Here is an 18207-nt window from a genome sequence, read left to right as displayed (position 1 = left end):
ACCCACGCCCGCGAGCGAGATCAGGGGAGTCTATGGACACGCGTGCCGTCATGGAGCCGAGACCGCGCGTCCTCGACCCGGTGGCCCGGCCCGCGCCACGGCCGGCGCCACGGCTCGCGTACGTCGACATCGTCATCCCCGTGCTGAACGAGGAACGCGCCCTGCCCGGCTGCGTACGCACGCTGACCCGCCACCTCGACGCCCGCTTCCCGCTGCCGTGGCGCATCACGATCGTGGACAACGGCAGCACCGACGCCACCTGGCCGGTCGCCACCGGGCTGGCCAGGGAGTACGAGAAGGTGCACGCCCTGCGGCTGGACATCAGGGGCCGGGGCGCGGCCCTGCGCGCGGCCTGGCGCGACAGCCCTGCCGACGTCGTGGCGTACATGGACGTCGACCTGTCCACCGGCCTCGACGCCCTGTTCCCGCTGGTCGCCTCGGTGGCCGGCGGCCACTCCGAACTCGCCATCGGCACCCGGCTCGCGCACGGGGCCCGTACGCGTCGCTCGCTGCGCCGCGAAGTGGTCTCCCGCGGCTACAACGCCCTGCTCAAGTACGGCTTCGGGGCCCGCTTCAGCGACGCCCAGTGCGGTTTCAAGGCCGCCAGGACCGACGTGGTCAGGCCGCTGATGCGCAAGGTCGAGGACGACTCCTGGTTCTTCGACACCGAGTTGCTGCTGCTGGCCGAGCACAACGGGCTGCGGGTGCACGAGGTGCCGGTGGACTGGATCGAGGACGCCGACTCCCGCGTGCAGCTGGTCAGGACGGCCGTCGACGACCTCAAGGGGTTGGCCCGGGTCGCCTGGTCGATGTCGCGGGGACGGGCCACGGTCGAGGTGGCCAGGCCCGAGCCCGCGCCCGCTCATCCGGACGCCGTGCTCGCCAGGCCGCGAGCGGTGACGGTGGCGAAGTTCACGTCGTTCGCCATCGGGGTGGCTTCTGGGGTGATTTATGCGCTGGCCTATCTGCCTCTGCGCGAGTTCTGGTCCCCGGCGATGACGAATGTCGCCGCGCTCGCCCTGGCCGGGATCTTCGCCACCGCGGCCAACCGGCGGTGGACGGCCGCGCGATGGACGGCCGCACGATGGGCCGCGCGGTGGGGGTCGGGGTGGCGGATCGCGGCGCGGTTCCGCGCGGCGCTGCTCGTGATGGTCGCCTACGCCCTCACCACGATGGCGGCGCTCTCCGTGCCCGCCGGGTCTGGGCGGCTCGCGGAGATGGGGGCGGTCGCGGCCGCGTACGGCCTGCTGGTGCTGCTGCGCGTCACCGCCCTGGACCGGCGGCTCGAGGCCCGTACAGAGGCCCGTACAGAGGCACGGGCGCAAGCGCGGACAAGGAAGTGACGGATGGAAAGCTCTGAGATCGCCCGCCTGATCGCCCTGGAGAGCACCCACTGGTGGTACCGCGAGCGCCGGGCCATCCTGCGCAGGGAGCTGCGCGGGCTGGGCCGTCCCGGCCGGGCGCTGGACGTCGGCGCCGCGGGCGGCGGGAACACCAGGGTGCTGGCCGAGGCCGGATGGGACGCGACCGCCGCCGACCACTGCCCGGAGGCGGTGGAGACCGCCCGGCGGCGCGGGCTCAAGGCGGTGCTGGCGGACGCGCGGTCGCTGCCGTTCGAGCCGGGGAGCGTGGACCTGGTGACCGCCTTCGACGTGCTGGAGCACATTCCCGAGGACGACGTGGTCGCCGCGGAGATCGCCCGCGTGCTGGCGCCCGGCGGGTACGCGCTGATCGCGGTGCCGTGCGACATGTCACTGTGGTCGCCCCACGACGACGCCGTCGGCCACGTACGCCGCTACGCCCGCGAGTCGCTGACCCACGTGGTCGAGCAGGCCGGGCTGACCGTCGACCGGGTCTGGAGCTGGAACGTCCTCCTGCGCCCCCTGGTGGCCCGGCACCGCCGCCGCTCCACGGGCACGGGCAGCGACCTGCGCAGGACGCCGTTCCTGGTGAACGCGGGCCTGTCGGCCGTCGTCCGGGCCGAGCGCTATCTCCCGGTCAGGTCGTTCAAGGGCGTCACGCTGTTCATGAGGGCCCGCCTGACCGCGTCCGTACCTCTCAGCAGGGCTTGACCCTCGGAATACGATCTTCAGGAAAACAAGACGTCATCGAAGACGTCATCGTCGCGTGATCGTCCCGCATTGCCTTTAGGCTATGGCTTGTGGTGATTCATGCCTTAGTCGCGGCCTCTCTGGCTTTCTCCTCCGTTCCCGCCCAGACCGCCACCGTCAACTGCGCCCGGGTCAAGTGCCTGGCGCTGACCTTCGACGACGGGCCGGGCGCCCAGACCTCCGCGCTGCTCAAGGCGCTCTCGAAGGCAGGCGCGAAGGCCACGTTCTTCCTGGTCGGCAAGCGGGTGGAAGAGCGGCCCGAGGTGGCCAGGCAGATCGTCGCCAAGGGCCACGCGATCGGCAACCACACCTACTCGCACGCCGCGCTGCCCGCCCACTCCGACAACGACATCCTCGACGAGCTCAAGGTCACCCAGGAAGTGATCGAGGAGGCCACGGGGCGGCGGCCGACCATGTTCCGGCCTCCGTACGGGCAGACCGACGAGCGCGTGCTCGGCCTGGCGGCACAGACCGAGCTGGCGGAGATCCTCTGGACGGGCACCACGCTCGACTGGCAGCTCCGCGACACCAAGAAGATCAAGGCGACCGTGCTCAAGCTGGCCAAGCGCGACGGCGTGATCCTCATGCACGACGTGGTCCCGCAGACCGTGACGGCCATGCCGGGCATACTCAAGGAGCTCAAGAAGCGCGGTTACCACCTCGTCACGGTCCCCACGCTGCTGCGTGGCAAGGGCCCGACGGCCGGGAAGAGCTACTTCTAGCGCTCCCGCAGTACGAGACGGGAATCGATGGGCAGTACCACCAGGCCCAGGCCGTGGGTCACGCTCGCGACCTTCCTGGTCGCTCAGGTCGTGCTCGGATGCTGGTGGGCGGCGTTCCACCCGGGCCTGTTCAGCCGCGACTCGGTCCTCTACCTCAGCCACACCCTGGCCGGACCGTGGGTGAGCGACCACTCGGTGGTCTACGACGGGCTGTTGTGGCTGAGCTTCACCGGGACCGGTGACCTGGGCGCGGTCACGTTCGCGCAGACCACCGCCATGGCCGGGGCGCTGACCTACCTGGCGCAGGGGCTCAAGGAGCTGGGCGCGCCGCGCGTGCCGACCACGGCGATCGCCATGCTGATGCCGCTGGCGCCGCCGGTGGGCGCGTTCACGGTGTCGTTGTGGAAGGACGTGCCGTTCACGATCTGCGCCGTGGCGATCGCGGGCGTCTGCGCGCGGATCGCCGCCCGGCGGGCCGTCACCGCGCCCGCGCTGGCCGGGCTGGGGGTGTCGTTCGCGGCGCTCGGGCTCTTCCGCGCGAACGGCTTCCTCGTCGTGGGCGTGACCGTGCTCGCGCTGGCGGTCGTCGTCAGGGCCAGGCGCGTACGGCTGCTGCCGGCCGGCGCCGCCGCCGTCGCCCTGCCCCTCCTGCTGACGAACCTGGTCTACCCGTGGTTCGGCATCGCGGCCCCGTCGAAGACGTACATGTACCACACGGCCTTCGGCGACATCGCGGTCGCCTACCGCCAGCGTCCCGAGCTGTTCACGCCCCAGGACATCGGCCTCATGACCTCGGTGGCGCCGCTGAAGCGCTGGTGGGAGGGGGGCACCTGCGCCACGGTCAACCCGCTGATCTGGCGGCGGGGCTTCGACTGGACGCAGGCCGACGCGCACGCGACCGGACTGCTGGAGCTGTGGCGACGGCTGCTCGTCACCCAGCCGGGGACGGTCGTGGAGACCCGGCTGTGCCGGGGGGCGATCGCCTGGCGGCCGGTGCAGGACGAGACGGTGACCGGGGGGATGACGTACCGGTTCTCGCTGCGGCCGAACGCCGACACCTACGTGGGGCCGGACAAGGTGGCGGACTTCCCCGGGCGGGCGGTGTTCTCGCTGCGCCCGCTGTCCACGGAGCTGAACCAGGTGGCCGGACCGTGGCTGACCGGGGCGCTGGCGCCCGCGTACGACTGGGTGCTGTGGCGGGGGGCGACGTGGGCGTACGTGTCGTACCTGGCCGTGGGGCTGGCGGCGTGGGCGCTGCGGAACCGGTACGTGCTGGGGGTGGCGGCGGTGGTGGCCGGGCAGCAGCTCACTGTCCTGGCCAACATCTCCGCCCAGGACTTCAGGTACCTGGCCACGCCCATCCTCGTGGGGGCGCTGCTGGTGCCGCTGCTGCTGGGGAGCGTGGGACGACTCGTCCGTACGCGGAGGGCCGGTCGCGTCGCGGGCGAGTGAGCGGGACGGGTCCCGGACCGGTCACTCCAAGCTCACACCCCATGAACCCCCTGCGACATCCCCGCCCGCGCGGCTGCCGATCCCGGCGCGGCCGGGACGAGGAAGCGGCGAGGACGAGCACGCCGCCTTCCGGGGCGTGCTGTGGCCGTACGCGCTGATCGGGCTGGTCGCGCTCGGTGCCGCCGCCGCCAGGGTGATCCTGCTCTACGGGCGCAACGGCAACGCGTACTTCGTGCGGGCCTGCCTGTAGCGGCGCGACCCCGGGGCCGCGTCGGCGGCGGCCGGGGTCGTCGCGCTCATCGAGCCCACGGGAGGGCGGTGTGGACGCCCCGGGTGGTCACTCCCACTCGATGGTGCCCGGAGGCTTGCTGGTCACGTCGAGCACCACCCGGTTGACCTCAGGCACCTCGTTGGTGATGCGGGTGGAGATGCGCGACAGCACGTCGTACGGCACCCGCGCCCAGTCGGCCGTCATCGCGTCTTCGGAGGTCACCGGCCGCAGCACCACCGGGTGACCGTAGGTGCGCCCGTCACCCTGCACGCCCACCGACCGGACGTCGGCCAGCAGCACCACCGGGCACTGCCAGATCTGCCGGTCGAGCCCGGCGCGGGACAGCTCTTCGCGGGCGATCGCGTCGGCCTCGCGCAGGATGGCCAGGCGGTCGCGGGTGACCTCGCCGACGATGCGGATGGCGAGGCCGGGGCCGGGGAAGGGCTGACGCCAGACCATGGCGGCCGGCAGGCCCAGCTCTTCGCCCGCCCGGCGCACCTCGTCCTTGAACAGCGCCCGCAGCGGCTCGACCAGCTTGAACTGCAGGTCCTCCGGCAGGCCGCCGACATTGTGGTGGGACTTGATGTTGGCGGTGCCGGTGCCGCCGCCCGACTCGACCACGTCGGGGTAGAGCGTGCCCTGCACCAGGAAGTCGACAGGGCCGTCGGCCATGATGGCGCGCTGCTCGTCCTCGAAGACGCGGATGAACTCGCGACCGATGATCTTGCGCTTCTCCTCCGGGTCCGTGACGCCCTCCAGGGCCTTCAGGAACCGCTCTGAGGCGTCGACCACGCGCAACTTGACGCCCGTGACGGCCACGAAGTCGCGCTCGACCTGCTCGGCCTCGCCCTTGCGCAGCAGGCCGTGGTCGACGAAGACACAGGTCAGCCGGTCGCCGATGGCCCGCTGCACGAGCGCGGCGGCCACCGCGGAGTCGACCCCGCCCGACAGCGCGCAGATCGCCCGGCCGTCGCCGACCTGGCGGCGTACGGCCTGGACGGAGTCTTCGACGATGTTGAGCATCGTCCACGAGGGACGGCAGCCCGCCGCCTCCAGGAAGTGCCTGAGCACCGCCTGCCCGTGCTCGGAGTGCAGCACCTCCGGGTGGAACTGCACACCGTAGAGGCCCCGCTCGACGTGCTCGAACGCGGCGACCGGCGTCTCACTGGTCGAGGCGGTCACCGCGAAGCCCTCGGGGGCCGCGGCCACGCTGTCACCGTGGGACATCCAGACGGTCTGGCCGGCGGGCAGCCCCGCGAAGATGACGCCCTCGTGGAGCACCTGGAGCGCGGTGCCGCCGTATTCGGCGACGCCCGTGCGGGCCACCTCGCCGCCCAGCGCCTGGGCCATGGCCTGGAAGCCGTAGCAGATGCCGAACGTGGGCACGCCCGTGGCGAACAGCCCAGGCGGCACCGGAGGGGCACCCTCGGCGTAGACCGAGGAGGGACCGCCGGACAGGATGATCGCCTTCGGCTTCTTCGCCATCATCTCCTCGACCGGCATGGTCGATGGCACGATCTCGGAGTAGACGTGGCACTCGCGCACCCGCCTCGCGATGAGCTGCGCGTATTGTGCGCCGAAGTCGACCACCAGCACTGTGTCGAATTCAGACACCGTGAGAACCCCCCAAAGGCGATATGCGGTGACCCCAGTCTATCTGCCTTGGCTCTTACACCTGGCCTGGCTCCGGATGACGTGCTAACACAGAAGAATGGATCTTGTCTGGCCCGCGACCGTGTGGGCCCTGTGGATCGCCACGCTGGCCGCGGCCGTCAAAGTGTGCGGCCGGGACAAGAATCGGCGCCGGGCGCCCGGGGAACAGCCGCCCGGAGGACCGCCCGGCCCCGTGGCCGAGCTTTTACGCGGTATGCGGGCTCAGGAGGTGTTCCACTCGGCGCTGTTCGACCTCGCCCGGCGCGGCTGGGTGACGATCGAGGGCGACCGGCTGTCGGACGGCCCGCCCCCTGGCGAGCCGCCCAGCCCCTACGAGCGCTGGGTGCTGCGACGGGTGCGCGCCCGCCTGGCGGGCGCCCCCGAGGCCCCGGTGACCGCCCTCATGCCCTCCGGCTCCGACCTCGACGGCGGCTTCGTCCCGCTCGTCCGCCAGTGCGCCATCGATCTGGGGCTGGCGCGGCGGCGCTGGCCGAGCGTGATCGTACCGGTGCTGCTGGCGGCCGGGCTCGTCCTGCCCTGGTACGCCACGATCGCGGCGGCCGGGCTGTCGTGGCCCGGACTGATCGCGACCACGGCGTCACTGGTGGCGGGGATCGGGCTGCTCATGGGCGGCCGGGGCTTCGTGCTCACGCCGGCCGGCCGGGAACTCGCCGAGTCCGCCCCCATCGGCCCACGGGAAGAGTGGATCTTCACCGGCAGCGGATGGCAGGGCGGCCAGATCGAGCCCGCCGAGACGCCACCGCGCGGCTCGGGCCGCCAGGAGGTCACCGGGCACGTCGTCAAGCGGTGGACGGACGACGAGCGCTGCTACATCGCCCTGCACGACGGGAGTTCGCCGAAGGCCACGTCCTTCCAGGTCGAGTCGGGTCTCTACCACGACGTGCTGCCGGGCGACTCCGTACGGCTCCTGGTCAGGCCGCGCAGCGGCACGGTGGCGCGGGTGCTGGCCCACGACCGCCACTGGTAGCGGCGCTCACTCATGACCCTCACTGTGCGGCGGGTCCTCGGGCGGACGGCCGGGCAGGTTGCCTGGCAGGTTGCCGGTCAGCAGGGTCTCGGTCTGCAGGCGCAGGCGGGCGGCGTACTTGGGGTCGGTCAGCAGCAGGAACCGTTCCTCCCTGATGGCCGTGACGACCAGGTCGGCCACCTCCGACGGCTCGATGCCGTGCTCAGCCGCCCTGCTGACCCTCTCGTGCGCGTCCACCTCGTCCTGCGTGGGGGTGGAGACCAGGCCGGGCGGCCGGACGCGGTCGGAGTCGCCGATGCCCGTCCTGACCGCGCCGGGGCACAGCGCGCTCACCCGCAGCTTGGACCCCGTGGCCGCCAGATCCTGGGCGAGCGCCTGGGACGCGGCCAGCGCGGCGTACTTCGTCACCGAGTAACCGCCCGACCCCGACGCCGCGAACAGCCCCGCCACGGAGACGGTGTTGACGATGTGCCCCTCGGTGTCCTGCTCGATCATGCGCGGCACGAACTCGCGGATGCCGTGCAGCACGCCCCACAGGTTCACGCCGAGCAGCCAGGTGAGGTCCTCCTCGTCGCGCGTCCACAGGTGGCCGCCCTGGAAGACCCCGGCGTTGTTGCACAACACGTGTACGGCACCCAGCTCCCCGAAACACCGGTTGGCCAGGTGCCGTACGGACGACGCGTCGGACACGTCGGTGATCTGCGTGAGCACCTTGGCGTCCCCGGCCAGCGCGGCCGTCCGGGCGAGCCCGCCGTGTTCCACGTCGGCGAGCATCAAGGTCATCCCCTCGGCCGCGAACCGGAGGGCCAGCGCCCGCCCGATGCCACTGGCCGCACCCGTCACCACCGCGACCTTGCCGGAGAGCTCGCGCACGGAACAGACCTCCCTAGCGATCTCGCAGACGCCAGGACGTTTTCAGGATCAGTCCGAGAGACGCTACAGGATGGCCTCGATCAGCCCCAAGGGCGGCGAGCCGAGGTCGAGCAGCGCCTTGTGGAAGCGCTGCAGGGTGAACCCGGCGCCCCATTCCTTGCGGGCTCGCTCGCGCAGATCGAGGATGAGCAGCTTGCCCCACGTGTAACGCCCGTACGTCGGGTCGAACGTGGCCCGCCGCGCCTCCGACAGCGCCGCCGGGCCGGCCAGGTGCGTGTCGGACGCGAAGCGCCGGGCGCCGTCCTCGACCGTCATCTGCCCGGTGTGCACGCCGATCGCACAGGCCAGCCGGGTGACCCGCAGGAGCGACTCCACCCACACGCCGATCTCGAAGCGCGGGTCGCCGGGCTCGAAGCCCTCCTCGACGCACAGCTCCTCCGCGTAGTGCGCCCAGCCTTCGATGAACGCCATCGACTGCAGCAGCCTGCGCACCTCCGACGGCGCCCGCCGCAGCGCCCTGGCGTGCGAGAAGTGCCCAGGAGCGACCTCGTGCACGTTGATGGCCGGCAGCGTCGTACGGCTGAAGACCTCCAGCCACTCCTCCTGGTCCTGCTCGGGCCAGGAGGCGTCGGGCGGCGTGATGTAGTACCAGGACGGGCCCTCGGGCTCGCCCGGCGAGTTCCACGCCATCATGGCCATGGCCCAGCGGCGCGACTCGGGCGCCAGCCCGACCAGGCACTCGCCGTCGTGGTAGGGCACGAGGTCCTTCTCGCGGGTGAAGGCGATGGCCTTCTCGGTGCCGATCCGCGCGGCCTCGATCACGCCGTCGGCGTCGGGGTGGTCCTTGACCAGCTCGCGTACGACGTCGAGCGGCGCCCTGCCCTGCTCCCCCAGCTTCGCGCACGACTCGGCGAGCAGCGCCATCAGCCGGTCGCGCTCGGCGTCGGCCCGCTCGGCCAGCCTGCCGAGGTCGACGGGCAGCCCTTCGGCCGTGCCCATCAGCCTGGCCAGCGCCTCGCCGCCGAGCGCCGCGTCGGGGTCGCCCTCGTCAGCCGCCCGTTCGACGTGCGCGACGAGCCTGCCGTGCGCCGCGAGCGCGGCCTCGTCCGTGACGCCCGCCGACAGGCCCTTGACCGCTCCGATCAGGGACTTCGCCACGGGTGCCGGGACCTGGTCGAGCGAGGCGAGCGCGTGGTCCACGGCCTCTGGCCAGAGCGCCAGGTGGGCCGCCTTGGCCGCGGCGCGCTCCTCCTCGGGGCCGTAGTCGCGGTCGTAGCAGGCCAGGTCGAGGTTGGACAGGTGGATCAGCGGGTTCTTGCGGTGCAGCTCCAGCTCGCCGAACTGGGTACGCAGACTCTCCTCGAACACCTGTAGGTGCCTGGCGTCGTGCGCGTCCGCGGGCGCGGCTCCCTGGCCGAGCCGGGCCAGCCCGGTCCGTACGCCGTCGGGCGACAGGTCCTGGATCTGGCCGTCGTACTCGTGCCTGCCGCCGCCCTCGCGCGCCTCGGCCACGATCAGGTCGGTGATGGCGCGCAGCCTGGCGTCAAGTTCTGTCATGCCGCCGACGCTAGCGCACGCCCTTCCTGGCCTTAAGAGGAAAAATCGCGAAGCGCACCGATCGTCCGAGAGGGCAGGATGACCTTCATGCCCCTCCGCGTCACCACCCTCGCCGAACGCCCGGAATTCGCCTCGACGTTGTGGGAGATGGACCACACCTGGCACGAGTTCGTACTGAACGATCCCATCGCGGACCTGTACTACGCGGTCGCCACAACTGTGTATCCCGACTACGTGCTCGTGGCCGACGACTCCGCCGAGCCGGGGCGGCTGGCGGCCCGGGGGTGCATGATCCCGTACGTGTCGGACGGGGACCCGCTGCCCGACGACGGCTGGGACGGCGTCATCCGCTCCGGCCGGCTCGCCCGCGAGCGGGGCCGCCAACCGGACGCGATCTCCGCCCTGGAGATCACCGTCCGGCGCGACCTTCAGGGCAAGGGCCTGTCGGCGGCGATGGTGGCGGCGATGCGCGACCACGCCGCCCGTCTCGGCCACCGCGAGCTGGTCGCCCCCGTACGCCCCAACCGCAAACACCTCGAACCCCACACCCCGATGACCGAGTACGCCTTCAGGACCCGCGCGGACGGGCTGCCGTTCGACGACTGGCTCCGGGTGCACGTGCGCGCGGGCGGGAAGATCGTCAAGGTGGCGCCGCGCTCGATGGTGGTGCCGGGCACGCTGGCGGAGTGGCGAGGTTGGACGGGGCTGCCGTTCGACCGTACGGGGGCGGTCGAGGTGCCGGGGGCACTCACGCCGGTGCACTGCGACACGACCCACGACCACGCCGTCTACATCGAACCCAACGTCTGGGTCACCCACCCCTTAACCTGACCCACCCCCACCCCCCACCCCCATGCCGCCCACACCCCAACCTGAACCGCTCGCGCCTCAACCCACCGCACCCTGACCTGAACCGCTCCCGCCCCATGCCGCCCACTACCTGGCCAGAGCCTCTTCCCACAGCACGCGGGCCACCAACCAGCCGAGGCGCAACCCACCCACCCCAACCACTGCCTGTCCCGAGAAACCACCCACAACATGCCACCGCCACCACCTTCAGCCCCCGCCACCATCCGCGTCAGCCGTCGCTGGGCTGACGCGTGCCCGGTAGCAGCCGCCACTTGGCTGACGCACGCACTCCCCGGTGTCAACCGTCATTGGACTGACACGCGCACTCCCCGGTGTCAGCCGCCGCCCGCCGAGCTGACCAGCCGCCGCAGCTTCTGCTCGTGTCGTGCGACGTCCAGCCCTCGCTCCGCCGCCCACGTGTCGTCGTGGCAGGTCGCCAGGTGCCGTTCCGCCGCGTCGCCGATCAACGACACCACGGTGCCGGACTCTCCCCTGGCTCGCATGCGCTCGACCAGCTCCAGCGCCGCCCAGAGCGCCGTGCCCGACGAGGCGCCCACCGGCAGGCCGGTGACTTCCCGGAGGTGCCGGGCCGCCGCCACCCCCGCCGCGTCGGGGACCGGGACGACCATGTCGACCAGCTCGGGCCGGAACCCGGGCTCGACACGCGGTCGCCCGATGCCCTCGATCCGCGACGGCATGCCCGTGGCGTAGTCGGGCACGTCGAGCGTCCAACCCGGGAAATATGCCGAATTCTCGGGATCCGCCACCGCGACCCGACACCGCCATCCCCCGCCACCGGGGGCGTCTTCGCGCGTGGTGAAGTCATCAGAGCCACCGCCAGGCGCCCGAACCCAACGCTCGTCGAAGTCACCCCGCTGCGCCTCGGGAGAGTCACCAGGCTGCGCCCGAACCGAACGCTCAGGGGAGTCACCAGGCTGCGCTCGAACCGAACGCTCAGGGGAGTCACCGGGATGCGCTCGGACTGAACGCTCGTCGGAGTCGCCACCATGAGCCCGTACCCAGCGCCCGAGCGTGGCCGACGTCGCCCCCGTGCCCGCGCCCACCACCACCCAGTCGGGCCGGACCTGCCCGAACAGCTCCTCAGCCAGGTCGTGCTCAGCCGCCCGCCCGAACTGATCGAGGAAGTGCCCCTCAACCTGCCGAGCCGCGTCGTAGATGGCCAGCGGCGGCGTCACGAACCGGCACTCCCCGCCCAACTCCTCCACCGGCCGGGCGCGTGCCGGGCTGTGCTTGCCCGGCATGACCACGATGTACGGCAACCCCAGCCGCCGCGCGAACCACGCCTGGGCCACGGCCGCGTTCCCGCCCGTCGCCTCGACCACGGTCGTGCCCTCGGTGACCAGCCCGTCGAGGATCGCCCGCCGGAACAGCGCCCTGGCATGCCGGTGTCGCAGGCTGCCGGTCGGCTGCCTGGACTCGTCTTTCAGCAGCAACCTGATGCCCGGCACAGGCAGCGGGAAGTCGATCAGCGGGGTAGGCTCCCCCGCCGCCAGCACGTCGAGGGCTCGCGCAGTCCAGCTCACGCCCCCACCTTGCCAGGCCAACCGCCGACAAACCGCCCACGTTCGCCAGAAGCCAACAGCACCCACCGAGACCGCTGCCCAGGAGCCACCAGAACCAGGCACGAGCGGCGACCGAGACCCCGGAATCACCAGCATCCGGGCAGGAGCGGCGACCAAGCCCCTTCCGGACCACCACCGTCCAGGGAGGACCGGCGACCGAGACCCTTCGGACCACCGCCTTCCAGGCAGGAGCAGCGACCGAGACCTGCGAGAGCCACCACCATCCCGGCAAGGGCTGAGCTGATCAGCGGATGCTGGTCCGCTCGCCGGGAGCGAGGAGCCGCAGCCGCTCCCCGTACCCCGCGAACGCCCTCTCCACCGACTCCCGCCCCTGCGTGAAGTGCGCCCAGTGCTCGAAGTGCAGCGGCACCACGTACCGAGCGCCGAGGATCTCGGCCACCGCGACCGCGTCCTCGCTGGTCAGCGTCAGATATCCATCGACGAGCGGCGTCCTTGCGCCACCGGCGAACAGCAGGGCCACGTCCACCCGCCCCACCCGCTCCGCCACAGCGCGTACGACGTCCAGCGAGGCGTTGTCCCCGCTCACATAGACGGTCGGCAGCCCCTCACCCGAGAGCACGAACCCGGTCACCTCCCCGACAAGGTGCTCGGTCCCGTCGGGCCCGTGCTGCGCCGGAACCCCGGTCACCCGCAGCCCGCCACCACCCACCTCGACAGACGTCCAGTTGGGCAGCGCCCGCACGGGCGCACCGATCCGCGACGCCGCAGAGCCCGTAGAGAGCACCAACGGCACCGTCCCCCAGATACTCCCGCCCGGCCCGATCGAGATTGTCCGGATGCTGATCGTGCGACAACAGCACAACATCGACGGACCCCACCTCGTCGGCCCCGAACGCCGCCCCCGCCGTCTTCGTGAGCGCCCGATTCCCGATCGGATAGTCCCCAGGCGCGTCGAAGGTGGGGTCGGTCAGCAGCCGCACCCCACCGATCTCCAGTACGGCCGTCGGCCCTCCGCCATAACGAATCTCCATGCCCTGCATGGACACCCCCTTTCCCTACCGCCTATTCCCCCGAATGACCCCGCCGCAGGAACACGACCACAGCTGGCGGCTGGTGACCGACCGCGCCTGGCCCCCGAAATCTTGCTAGAACACGTGTGGCAACCGTGCCTGTCGCCGATGTCATCGATCAGGTTCGGACCTGGGCCACTGATCAGCTCACAAACTCTGTCGTCACCCGGACCGGCATTGTGGCTGAGAACTGCCTCATCATCGGCTAACACATGGTGGTGCACGCGCTGGACTGGCGTTCGCTGCTCGATCGCTTGCGACCCTCGCCGACGATCAGGGCGATGACCGGTCCGGCCTCGGTCCGACCGGTGGAGGTGTCGGTGGCCAGAGCTTCGTCACCCGTCTTGATCTTCTCGATGGCTTGCGGGAGCCGTCCGCCATGACCTCGTAGCTCTCGTAGATGACGTCCTCGGCGACGTCCCGCTCGTCGGGCGGGACTCTCCCGTCCGTGGCCGTGCCGACGTGGGCGTTCTCGAGAATCGTGTCGAGCGGCCGGAAGATTCCGCGGAACTACCCGCCGGTAGTTTTTGCAGTTCCGTGGCGTAGCGACAGAATCTTTACATGGCATCCTTCGCTCCCCTCCGCCCTGGAGATCCACAACGCCTGGGGAGCCTGGATCTCCTCGGCCGGCTCGGCGAGGGCGGACAGGGCGTCGTCTACCTCGCCAAAGATCACGCGGGCAGCAACGTGGCGGTCAAATGGCTGCGGCCCGACCTGTCGGGCGACCAGGTGAGCGTTGAGCGGTTCCTGCGCGAGGTGCAGGTCGCCCAGCAGGTCGCGCCCTTCTGCACAGCCGCCGTCCTGGGCACGGGGGTCGAACAGGACCGGCCGTACATCGTCAGCGAGTTCATCGAAGGGCCCTCCCTACAGCGGGTGGTGCAGGACGAGGGGCCGCGTACGGGCTCCGTGCTGCACCGGCTGGCCATCGGCACCGCGACCGCGCTGGCCGCCATCCACCAGTCCGGCATCGTGCACCGCGACTTCAAACCGGCCAACGTGATCATCGGAGCCGACGGGCCACGGGTGATCGACTTCGGCATCGCGCGGGCGCTCGACGCCACCTCCACGATCAGCAGCATGGTCGTGGGGACGCCGTCGTACATGCCGCCCGAGCAGATCATGGGGCACACGGTGGGGCCGGCCGCCGACATGTTCTCGTGGGCCGGGGCGATGGTGTTCGCGGCGTCGGGACGGGCTCCGTTCGGCAGCGACACCATGCCCGCGGTGATCAACCGGGTGCTCAACCAGGAGCCCGATCTGAGCGTGCTCGACGGTACGCTGCGCGACGTCGTGGCCTCCTGCCTGTCGAAGGACCCGGCGCAGCGGCCCACGGCCGAACAAGTGATCATGAGGCTGCTCCAGCAACCGGCTCCGAACGCGGGGATGAACGCAGCCCCGAACGCAACCCCCAACGCAGCCATGAACGCGGGCATGAACGCGGGCATGCTGGCGAGGGCCGCCGCCGAGGCCGCCCCCGCGCCACCGTCCGTGCCACCCTCTGGGCCACCCTCTGGGCCACCCTCTGGGCCACCCTCTGGGCCACCCTCTGGGCCACCCTCTGGGCCACCGTCCGGTCCTCCTTCCGGGCGGCCGTCCGCGCCCCCTCCCGGCCCCCACTCCGGACCACAACACGGGCCGCCTTCTGGGCCGTTGTCCGGTTCCGTCCCGTATCCGGAGACGACGCCGTATCCGGGCAGGTTCGCGCAGCAGGCGCCCGCCCCTCGGCGGCCGTGGCACAACACCCCCACCATCCCACCCTCAGGGCAGCCGGTCGTCCACCCCCATCACCGGCGCAAGAGCGCCAGGGGCCCGCTGATCGCCGGTCTCGCGGTGGCGGCGGCGCTGCTGGTGCTCGCCGGGGTCATCGTGGTCATCCAGCTCGACAAATCGTCCGCGGGGAACCTGGCGTCCTCCTCCTCGCCCGCGCGGACGCGGACCGGCACCACGGCGAAACCGTCCGCCACCCAGGCGAGCGTGCCGCCCCGGGGCACCGCGAAGACGCTCGTGGGAGCCGACATCACCCTGTACGAGCACCCCTCCGACGCCATCGTCCTGACCTCCTACGAGATCTACGACAAGGACAAGAAGGAGTGGACCGACTACGCCAGGGCCTCCCTGTCGGGTTCGTTCACCAAGTACGCCGGCAACGCGGAGTCGATGGTCTCCCCCGACGGGCGCTACCTGGCTTCCAGGGGCAAGCGCTACACCAGTGACGACTACGACTTCATCGTCATCACCGACCGGCAGACCGGCCGGCGTACCACGATCAAGACCGTCAAAGACCCGCTGATCAGCAGCATCAGGTCCTGGTCGAACGACGGCTCGCGGATCCTGCTCAACATCGAGCACAAGATCGCCGACGACGAGTGGGTCTACCCCGGTTTCGTGCTCGTGGACGTGGCCGCGAAGAAGGCCAAGGTCGTCAACGTGAACGACACCTCCGTACGCGAGCACGCCTTCGGCCTCGGCCCCGACGGCAAGAGCACCATCAACTACTACGGCGACGAGAACGACGCCGCCCTGCGCTATTTCGACGCCAACGGCAAGGCCACGCGCTCCCAGCCCGGCATCGGCCGGCTCTACGTCGGCACGCTGGACGTCTTCTCGCCCTCCGGCAAGTCTTTCGTCACCAACTGTCCGGGCGGCAGCGACGGTGACCACTGCATCTGGGACGTGGCCTCCGGCGAGCAGGCGCACAGGTTCTACTCCGACTGCGACAAGGTCCTCGGCTTCTACGACGAGACCCACCTCTACTGCTGGGAGAACGACAACGCCGAGGAGACGGACGAGCTCCAGGTCGTCGACTTCGACGGCAAGATGGTGCGCAAGCTGATGGAGACCCCCGACGACGTCAGGTTCAGCCCCGCCTTCACCGTCAACCCGAACCGGGGCTCCTGAACCATCCCGCCCCCGCAACCGTCATGGAGGGCATGAAGACGTTGATCCGCACGGCGGTGACCGCCGCGGCGCTCGCGACCGTCACGGCCGCCTGCACCTCTTCGACGGGAGGGACCCCCGACCGGCAGCCGCCCCCGAAGGCGAACCTCGGCGCCGTCCGCCTGGTGGCCTACACGAGCTGCGACGACCTGCTGTCCGGCCTGCGGGAGAAGACCGCCGAGAACGTCACCGCGTACGGCTTCGGCAACGCCATGCCCATCGCCTACATGGAGGACGCGTCGAGCATGGCCTCCCAGGCGAAGGGCAGGGCCGACACGCCCGAGCACTCCACGACGAACGTGCACGAGGCCGGCGTGGACGAGCCCGACCTGGTCAAGACCGACGGCAACCGGGTCTTCACGGTCACGGACGGCACCCTGCGGATCATCGACACGGCCACCAGGAAGGTCACGGCGTCGCTCAAGCTCACCGAGGGCGACGGCGGCGCGGGCATCCCCGGCGACCTGCTCGTCTCGGGGGACCGCGCGCTGGTGCTCATGCGCGGCGGTGATGTCATGTACAAGTCGATCGTCCCGCCGGGAGACACCCGGTACGTGCTGGTCGACCTCGCGGGCGAGCCCAAGGTGCTGAGCACGATCAAGCCGCAGGGCTCGTACGTGGACGCCAGGATGGTCGGCTCCACGGTCCGGATCGTCACCCGCAGCCAGCCCGACATCACCTTCCCCCAGCCGCAGGGCGAAACCTCGGAGGCCGAGCTGGTCAAGGCGAACCAGGCCACGGTCCGGCGGGCGCCGGTGGACGCCTGGCTGCCCAAGATCGAGATCACGGACGCCTCGGGCGCGGTCAAGAAGGACACGGTCGCGTGCGAGCGGGTCAGCCACCCCGCCGAGTACACCGGCACCTCGATGCTGACCGTGCACACCATCGACCTGGCGCAGGGCGTCACCGCCGCCGGGACCGACCCGATCAGCCTGGCGGCCGACGGCGACACCGTCTACGGCACCGGCCAGAGCCTGTACGTGGCCAGCAACCCGCAATGGTGGTTCCCGGTGCGCCCGCTCCCGGCCGTCGTGCCCCCGACGACGACGCCCGCCCCGAGCGACACCGCCACCACCAAGACCCCGGCCCCGACCCCGAGCGACACCGCCACCTCAACCCCGCCCCCGAGCGACACCCCCACCGCCCAGACCCCGCCCGACGGCGCCACCGCCGCCCCCGCCGAGGAGCCGACCCCCGACGAGCCCGCCGTGTCCATGTCGGCGAGCGCACCCCGGCGACCGGACCCGCGCCCCACCCCCACGGTCCCGCCCGAGGAGACCGAGGTGCACAGGTTCGACCTCTCCTCCCCGGGCGCGCCCAGGTACGTGGCCTCGGGCAAGGTGCCGGGCCGGCTGCTGAACCAGTACTCGCTCTCCGAGTACGACGGCCACCTCCGCCTGGCCACCACCCTCAACTCCCAGGACGGCTCGACCAGCTCCAGCACCGTCTACGTGCTCAAGACCGACACCATGGCCAAGGTCGGCGAGGTCGGCGGCCTGGGCAAGGGCGAGCGCATCTACTCGGTCAGGTTCATCGGCCCGGTCGGCTACTGCGTCACCTTCCGCCAGGTGGACCCCCTGTACACGCTCGACCTGCGCGACCCGGCGGCGCCCAAGGTGACGGGCGAGCTGAAGATCACCGGGTACTCGGCGTACCTGCATCCCGGCGCGGAGGGCCGGCTGATCGGCATCGGGCAGGAGGCCAGTGAGCAGGGCAGGACGCTGGGGACGCAGGTCTCGTTGTTCGACGTCAGCGACCCCGCCGCCCCGCGCCGGATGTCGCAGTTCTTCCAGAAGGACTCGGGCTCGGGCGCCGAGTGGGACCCGCACGCGTTCCTGTACTGGCCGAAGACCGGCCTGTCGGTGATCCCGCTGACCCAGCAGGAGGAGTCGGGCGCGCTGGTGCTAAAGATCGACGATTCGGGCGTGCGGCGGCTCGGCATGATCCACCATCCGACTCAGGAGGGAGATTACCGATATCAGCCGGGCATCCAGCGCTCACTGATCATCGGTGCCTCGATCTGGACGTTCTCCTACGAAGGCGTGCAGGTCAACGACCTGGCCACGCTCGCCTCACAAAACTGGATCCCACTTCGTTAAGCCGCTAAACATGCCGGTTCGCCCTAGCGAACCGGCATCTTTTTTATGGACTTATCCGGACACATGATGAAAAATTTGCTG

The 18207-nt window shown here is 71.0% G+C and carries 13 protein-coding genes; 8 read left to right on the top strand and 5 right to left on the bottom strand.

Going from position 1 to position 18207, the window contains the following annotated elements:
- Nucleotides 1-32: 32 nt before the first annotated feature.
- The 4 genes from ABD844_RS50415 (at nt 33) to ABD844_RS50400 (ending at nt 4285) form a co-directional block, all read left to right on the top strand.
- Nucleotides 33-1343: a glycosyltransferase gene (locus ABD844_RS50415; RefSeq protein WP_344896489.1), complete on the top strand. Its 1311-nt coding sequence runs from the start codon at nt 33-35 to the stop codon at nt 1341-1343.
- Nucleotides 1344-1346: 3 nt separating this feature from the next.
- The gene (locus tag ABD844_RS50410) at nt 1347-2072 is read left to right on the top strand and encodes a class I SAM-dependent methyltransferase (RefSeq protein ID WP_344896486.1); all 726 of its coding nucleotides are present in this window, start codon (nt 1347-1349) and stop codon (nt 2070-2072) included.
- A 92-nt stretch (nt 2073-2164) separates the two neighbouring features.
- The gene (locus ABD844_RS50405) at nt 2165-2833 is read left to right on the top strand and encodes a polysaccharide deacetylase family protein (RefSeq protein WP_344896482.1); all 669 of its coding nucleotides are present in this window, start codon (nt 2165-2167) and stop codon (nt 2831-2833) included.
- A 27-nt stretch (nt 2834-2860) separates the two neighbouring features.
- On the top strand, nt 2861-4285 hold the full coding sequence (locus tag ABD844_RS50400; protein WP_344896479.1) for a hypothetical protein: 1425 nt from the start codon (nt 2861-2863) through the stop codon (nt 4283-4285).
- Nucleotides 4286-4622: 337 nt separating this feature from the next.
- On the opposite strand, the gene guaA is transcribed toward ABD844_RS50400, so the two are convergent.
- On the bottom strand, nt 4623-6170 hold the full coding sequence (gene guaA / locus ABD844_RS50395; protein WP_344896476.1) for a glutamine-hydrolyzing GMP synthase: 1548 nt from the start codon (nt 6168-6170) through the stop codon (nt 4623-4625).
- 97 nt (nt 6171-6267) lie between these two features.
- On the opposite strand from guaA, the gene ABD844_RS50390 reads away from it, so the two are divergent.
- Nucleotides 6268-7197: a DUF2207 domain-containing protein gene (locus tag ABD844_RS50390; RefSeq protein ID WP_344896473.1), complete on the top strand. Its 930-nt coding sequence runs from the start codon at nt 6268-6270 to the stop codon at nt 7195-7197.
- A 6-nt stretch (nt 7198-7203) separates the two neighbouring features.
- Here the strand turns inward: ABD844_RS50390 and ABD844_RS50385 are convergent, their stop codons facing one another.
- A complete protein-coding gene (locus ABD844_RS50385; protein ID WP_344896470.1) occupies nt 7204-8070 on the bottom strand; it encodes an SDR family NAD(P)-dependent oxidoreductase in 867 nt (288 codons plus the stop codon).
- Between the two features lie 63 nt (nt 8071-8133).
- Nucleotides 8134-9627 (bottom strand): DUF885 family protein, encoded by a 1494-nt coding sequence (locus ABD844_RS50380; RefSeq protein WP_344896467.1) that lies wholly within the window; start codon nt 9625-9627, stop codon nt 8134-8136.
- Between the two features lie 87 nt (nt 9628-9714).
- Here ABD844_RS50380 and ABD844_RS50375 point away from each other — a divergent pair, with 87 nt between their 5' ends.
- A complete protein-coding gene (locus tag ABD844_RS50375) occupies nt 9715-10458 on the top strand; it encodes an N-acetyltransferase (protein WP_344896464.1) in 744 nt (247 codons plus the stop codon).
- A 353-nt stretch (nt 10459-10811) separates the two neighbouring features.
- Here the strand turns inward: ABD844_RS50375 and ABD844_RS50370 are convergent, their stop codons facing one another.
- Nucleotides 10812-12020, bottom strand: a complete 1209-nt coding sequence (locus ABD844_RS50370; RefSeq protein WP_344896461.1) for a PLP-dependent cysteine synthase family protein — start codon at nt 12018-12020, stop codon at nt 10812-10814.
- Nucleotides 12021-12303: 283 nt separating this feature from the next.
- Nucleotides 12304-12762 carry an MBL fold metallo-hydrolase gene (locus tag ABD844_RS50365; RefSeq protein WP_344896458.1) on the bottom strand — a complete coding sequence of 153 codons (459 nt, stop codon included), beginning with the start codon at nt 12760-12762 and terminating at the stop codon, nt 12304-12306.
- An 889-nt stretch (nt 12763-13651) separates the two neighbouring features.
- Here ABD844_RS50365 and ABD844_RS50360 point away from each other — a divergent pair.
- Both ABD844_RS50360 and ABD844_RS50355 read left to right on the top strand, forming a co-directional pair.
- Nucleotides 13652-15988 carry a serine/threonine protein kinase gene (locus tag ABD844_RS50360; RefSeq protein ID WP_344896454.1) on the top strand — a complete coding sequence of 779 codons (2337 nt, stop codon included), beginning with the start codon at nt 13652-13654 and terminating at the stop codon, nt 15986-15988.
- A 32-nt stretch (nt 15989-16020) separates the two neighbouring features.
- The gene (locus ABD844_RS50355; RefSeq protein ID WP_344896451.1) at nt 16021-18126 is read left to right on the top strand and encodes a beta-propeller domain-containing protein; all 2106 of its coding nucleotides are present in this window, start codon (nt 16021-16023) and stop codon (nt 18124-18126) included.
- Nucleotides 18127-18207 lie beyond the last annotated feature (81 nt).

Source organism: Nonomuraea antimicrobica (assembly GCF_039536965.1).
Lineage (GTDB): Bacteria > Actinomycetota > Actinomycetes > Streptosporangiales > Streptosporangiaceae > Nonomuraea > Nonomuraea antimicrobica.
Note: the sequence above shows the minus strand (reverse complement) of the source record. Positions and strands in the feature narration are given on the sequence as shown.

What these genes read in the sequence shown, in the direction of transcription:
- ABD844_RS50415 (WP_344896489.1), top strand. Translation starts at nt 33, where the DNA reads ATGGACACGCGTGCCGTCATGGAGCCGAGACCGCGCGTCCTCGACCCG.
- ABD844_RS50410 (WP_344896486.1), top strand. Translation starts at nt 1,347, where the DNA reads ATGGAAAGCTCTGAGATCGCCCGCCTGATCGCCCTGGAGAGCACCCAC.
- ABD844_RS50400 (WP_344896479.1), top strand. Translation starts at nt 2,861, where the DNA reads ATGGGCAGTACCACCAGGCCCAGGCCGTGGGTCACGCTCGCGACCTTC.
- ABD844_RS50390 (WP_344896473.1), top strand. Translation starts at nt 6,268, where the DNA reads ATGGATCTTGTCTGGCCCGCGACCGTGTGGGCCCTGTGGATCGCCACG.
- ABD844_RS50380 (WP_344896467.1), bottom strand. Translation starts at nt 9,627, where the DNA reads ATGACAGAACTTGACGCCAGGCTGCGCGCCATCACCGACCTGATCGTG.
- ABD844_RS50375 (WP_344896464.1), top strand. Translation starts at nt 9,715, where the DNA reads ATGCCCCTCCGCGTCACCACCCTCGCCGAACGCCCGGAATTCGCCTCG.
- ABD844_RS50360 (WP_344896454.1), top strand. Translation starts at nt 13,652, where the DNA reads ATGGCATCCTTCGCTCCCCTCCGCCCTGGAGATCCACAACGCCTGGGG.
- ABD844_RS50355 (WP_344896451.1), top strand. Translation starts at nt 16,021, where the DNA reads ATGAAGACGTTGATCCGCACGGCGGTGACCGCCGCGGCGCTCGCGACC.